Below are 4,116 nucleotides of genomic sequence, written 5' to 3' on the forward strand. Positions count from 1 at the left end.
CGCAGTCACCCCAGTGCAGCGAGCCCTATTTTCATTACTTGAAATGGCCCGCTACGATGACTTCCATATTACTGAGGTGTTACTCATCTCCCAAGCTCTGGACGGACTATTGGTTAAGAAAGAGGAGCAAAAACAACAAACCCTAGGGCGACGAATTGCAAACCTCATTGGTACGCCATCGAAACAACAAAACTGGGTGAAGGAATTCTACAATCTCAGAAGTACTATCGCGCACGGCTCATATCCGATTGTGAGAGCACACACCGCCCATGAGAACAGTCCAGAGGTGGCCGAGTATCATGAGCAGTATTTTGTTCCTCTGGTCCGAGCAATAGCTGCACTGCTTGCGATCTTGCAGGATATGATCCTTTCGAGAGTCACAGAATATCGATTTGAACAGCATGAGACCATTCTTCGCATCCCACTCGCGGGACAGCAAAATGTCTAAGCCTGCGGTCCATCCGATGTTGCACGATAAAACTGCGCTGCGACCGGTGACGTTTCATGCCATGACAAACAAGCAATTTATAACGGTACTGTTCTAAGTAGGAGCGCTATTGCGCCCCCAGTCCTTTGAGTACCAGCTGCCGTCCCTCTGGCGTCAGCGAGCCCATCAAGCTAAGCACCAGCTGGTTCGTGGTCTTGGCCGAGGGGCTGAGGGTGTGGGCGAACGACAAGGTGGCCACCCAGCTGTGGCCACACTCTGCATCGGTGCACTGGCAGTAGAGATCCGAGACATCATCGCTCAGTCGGTTGGTCTTGGTAATGCGGCCCCGCTGGCCACACACTTTGCAATAAACCCGCATTACGCCCCCTTTTCTATCCAAATCAACAGCCTATCTTGCCACAGCAAACACTGTTTGTTTATACAGTTGAACCGATATTCTCCCGAAAATCGGCCCGCAGGGAGACGGGAGTCCCGCACTGTTGATGGCATCCTGGATAAGCTCGCACAGCGGCAATACCTCGTTACGGGCATAGGTCGCATCGTACTTCTCAGGGTCTCCAAGCCCTCCCCCGCCATTGGTCGGGATGATGCCGGCCAGCGCCGCTGGAAAGCGGTGGCTGGTCAATACGTCCTGAGCGGTGATCCCCTTGATGGCCGCGAACTCGTCCTTGGTGGCGATATCCCCCACCGCGATCAACTTGATGCCATCCGGGATATTCACGCAACGAATGCTTGTAGTGTCTTTCCCACTAAACTTATTTTACAGTTTTTAAAAATCAGCAACAGGCCGTAGTAGATTGGCAAAGAAAATATCTCTAGACACAGTTCCAGACAGTATAATAGTATGATTTAAAAACGATCAATTAACATCTTGATTGGGAATTTGCTCTATATTAAGAATATTTACCCAACCTTCATATTAATCACTATTAGTGAGGGGTTATGCGCATAAATATCGGTCAGAAAGGTATCGGTGGAAATAATGAGTCATGGTATTACCTTGAATTCAACGAACACGAAGGGCGGTTCTATCACGTTCACGAATGGCACAATATGAATCATTCGCTCTCTGTGGACGAAGGCGAAGAAAGAACCCCACTGGAACAAGCTAAAGAGAAACGCTTCTATGCCGAGGCAATAGGAGTCATCAAACAACGCATGTTTCCGAGTCGCGCTAACTAAAAATTCAAGCCGATTTCTTATCTGCGAGACAACATTTTAACGTTAGAACTTAACGCTTCAATACACTAATATTTGCAATAAATTTTTTATGTTAAGTGAATATGATATCAGGGGGCTATTATTTCGCCCCCTTTTCTATCCAAATCAACTGCCTATCTTGCAATAGCAAACACTGTTTTTTATACAGTTAAACCGATATTATCCCGAAAATCGACCCAAAGGGAGCGAGGGAGTCCCGCACTGTTGATGGCATCCTGGATAAGCTCGCACAGCGGCAGTACCTCGTTGCGGGCATAGGTGGCATCGTACTTCTCGGGTTCCCCGAGCCCTCCCCCGCCATTGGTCGGGATGATGCCGGCCAGCGCCGCCGGAAAACGGTGAGAGGTCAATACATCCTGAGCGGTGATCCCCTTGATGGCCGCAAACTCGTCCTTGGTGGCGATATCCCCCACCGGGATCAGCTTGATGGCATCGGGCTTGCCGTCCGGGATGTTGACGAACATGGAGCGGAAGTTCCCCACCCCCTTGCTGCTGGCGATCATCTCCTTCATCCCCTCCTCGGTGTCGTCATCCATGTTCGGGTCGGTGGCGTAGAAGATGAAGCCCATATGGGCGCCGTTGAGGAAGTATTTGCGCCGAAACAGGGTGGCATCCTGGTTAAGCAGCGCCGACTGCAGGCCACCCAGGTAGTCGGGCATACCGTAGATCGCTCGTGCAGCTCGCAGTCAGAGCGGATTGCGGCGTGGCCCGAACGGCAGACGCCAGCGAAACAGGCTGTTAAAGGTGGCTCGCCACTGATTGGGGCGCCCCAGGATCTGCTTTTGCAGGCGGGTCTCTTCTTTGAGCATCGCCTCATCGCTGCGGGCCCAGGCCTGACTGTAGAGCTGCTTGATCCCCGCCAGGGCATCGGGCGACTTGGTGATGAGGGTGCGGGCAAACTCCCGCGCCTCCACCAGCGGATCGGCGCAGACCCGGCTCACCATCCCGAGGGATTTCGCCTCGACGGCATTCAGCTCGCGCCCGCTCATGGCCAGCTCCATGGCGGTATCCACTCCCATCAGGTTGCGCATGGTGACACTGCCGCTCATATCGGGAATGATCCCCCACTTGATCTCCATCACCGAGAAGCGGCAATCGGGGGTGCTGAAGCGAAAATCGGCGCCGAGCGCAATCTGCAAGCCACCGCCAAAACAGACTCCCTGGGTCACCGCAATCACCGGCACAGGCAGCTGATGCCAGCCATAGGCGACCAGTGACCCGGGACACCCACCTTTTTGACAAAGACGTAGCAGGGATTGTCAGACCATGGGGGCTTGCCCCAGCATCCACAGGTCGACCTGATATCAATGCAACATCCAAGAAAAAAACGCGCGCTGACGTGAAAACTCGTCGCTCAGAAAAGGGGCAACCCACCAACTGAGTAGCGATGTGGCTTGATGATGAAATGGCGTTATCCGGTCACAAAGCAGGTTGGTGACATCGCTGCTGACCGCAATGCAGAGCGAACTGCTGGCAATGCACCCTGTCACCCACGGCTCTGATCCCCTGACGCCGGAACAGTGCCACTTGTCGCAGCCATTGCGCGCCCTCCAGGCCAAGCCGTTGCAGGATAGGCGCGAGATGAGCTGGAATGTGGCCTCGCTTGTCGGTTCTGATGGCTCGACCAGTCCAGTCCACCAGCATCAGATAATCGGTGAAAACATAAGGTAAATCATCAGGATGGCTCTTATCGGAAAATGGCAATAACAGGGGCGGCAGTGATAGCACAGACGGTTCGCCATCGAGCCGTTGCTTGATGCTGGTGTAGTCGCTCTCCTCAGGCGCCTCTGCCAGCTTGGCTCGAATAGGGTTGAGATCCACATATGCCATGCAGGCCAGCAAGGCCGCTTCGGTGAGCAGCGCCTGACTTTTGAAGCGCCCTTCCCAGAAGTGGCCCTTGCAGCCATCTTCCAAATTGGCCTGGCGCGCCAGATTTTCGTTGAGCAATCGCACAAACCAACTGATGGAGTGCAGTCGCTCACGCCATGTTGCAATCAGTTGCTGCACAACCGCCAGCTCAGGCTCAATCAGTGGATCCCCTTGATACCATCGCCGAACCAGTAGGGGCCATTGGAACAAGGCCGCCCAGCGTTCGGCCACTTCCCGTTCATCCCAGGCTGCGGCTTTGTCAGCCTCCACTTTCAACACCAGATGATAGTGATTACTCATCACCGCATACGCGCATACGCCGATGGCAAACAGCCGAGACAGCTGACCCAGCTTGTCGACAACCCATTGGCGCCGATGCTGGTAACTCTGGCCTGAGTGGACATCTTCCCCACATAGAAAGGCCCGCCGCACGCAACGGCTGACGACATGGTAGTAAGGGGTATCTTGCAGGCTGATTTGGCGGGAACGGGCGATAGTCATGGCAATCTCCTGTGGCACTCCTCTCAGTCAAGAACAGCGATATCCCACTGTCAAAAAGATGGGTGTCCTAATAAGAA

General features: G+C 53.8%; 4 protein-coding genes and 3 pseudogenes. 2 read left to right on the forward strand and 5 right to left on the reverse strand.

All coding sequences use genetic code 11. The annotated features are described in order from the left end of the window. Positions 1-448, forward strand: a 448-nt coding sequence (locus ACRAUW_RS17140) for a hypothetical protein (RefSeq protein ID WP_431363244.1), incomplete at its 5' end; no start/stop codon positions are given. Between the two features lie 106 nt (positions 449-554). On the opposite strand, the gene ACRAUW_RS17145 is transcribed toward ACRAUW_RS17140, so the two are convergent. Together ACRAUW_RS17145 and ACRAUW_RS17150 are read right to left on the reverse strand one after the other, a co-directional pair. Next, the gene (locus tag ACRAUW_RS17145; protein ID WP_042067783.1) at positions 555-806 is read right to left on the reverse strand and encodes an ogr/Delta-like zinc finger family protein; all 252 of its coding nucleotides are present in this window, start codon (positions 804-806) and stop codon (positions 555-557) included. Between the two features lie 58 nt (positions 807-864). Continuing rightward, positions 865-1,160, reverse strand: a pseudogene (locus ACRAUW_RS17150) (phage portal protein); the annotation flags it as partial. 230 nt (positions 1,161-1,390) lie between these two features. On the opposite strand from ACRAUW_RS17150, the gene ACRAUW_RS17155 reads away from it, so the two are divergent. Beyond that, positions 1,391-1,630, forward strand: coding sequence for a hypothetical protein (locus ACRAUW_RS17155; protein WP_318163201.1), 240 nt, complete (start codon positions 1,391-1,393; stop codon positions 1,628-1,630). Between the two features lie 179 nt (positions 1,631-1,809). Here ACRAUW_RS17155 and ACRAUW_RS17160 read toward each other — a convergent pair. The 3 genes and pseudogenes from ACRAUW_RS17160 to ACRAUW_RS17170 form a co-directional block, all read right to left on the reverse strand. Then, positions 1,810-2,337: pseudogene (locus ACRAUW_RS17160) on the reverse strand (phage portal protein); the annotation flags it as partial. Positions 2,338-2,355: 18 nt separating this feature from the next. Further along, positions 2,356-2,880, reverse strand: a pseudogene (locus ACRAUW_RS17165) (enoyl-CoA hydratase-related protein); the annotation flags it as partial. A gap of 208 nt (positions 2,881-3,088) precedes the next feature. Beyond that, positions 3,089-4,039 carry a transposase gene (locus ACRAUW_RS17170; protein WP_431363245.1) on the reverse strand — a complete coding sequence of 317 codons (951 nt, stop codon included), beginning with the start codon at positions 4,037-4,039 and terminating at the stop codon, positions 3,089-3,091. Between the last annotated feature and the right edge of the window lie 77 nt (positions 4,040-4,116).

The sequence above is a fragment of the Aeromonas sp. genome, assembly GCF_050633025.1.
GTDB lineage: Bacteria > Pseudomonadota > Gammaproteobacteria > Enterobacterales > Aeromonadaceae > Aeromonas.

Excerpts from the sequence above, each read along its gene's own strand:
- ACRAUW_RS17145 (WP_042067783.1), bottom strand. The coding sequence starts at position 806 with ATGCGGGTTTATTGCAAAGTGTGTGGCCAGCGGGGCCGCATTACCAAG.
- ACRAUW_RS17155 (WP_318163201.1), top strand. The coding sequence starts at position 1,391 with ATGCGCATAAATATCGGTCAGAAAGGTATCGGTGGAAATAATGAGTCA.
- ACRAUW_RS17170 (WP_431363245.1), bottom strand. The coding sequence starts at position 4,039 with ATGACTATCGCCCGTTCCCGCCAAATCAGCCTGCAAGATACCCCTTAC.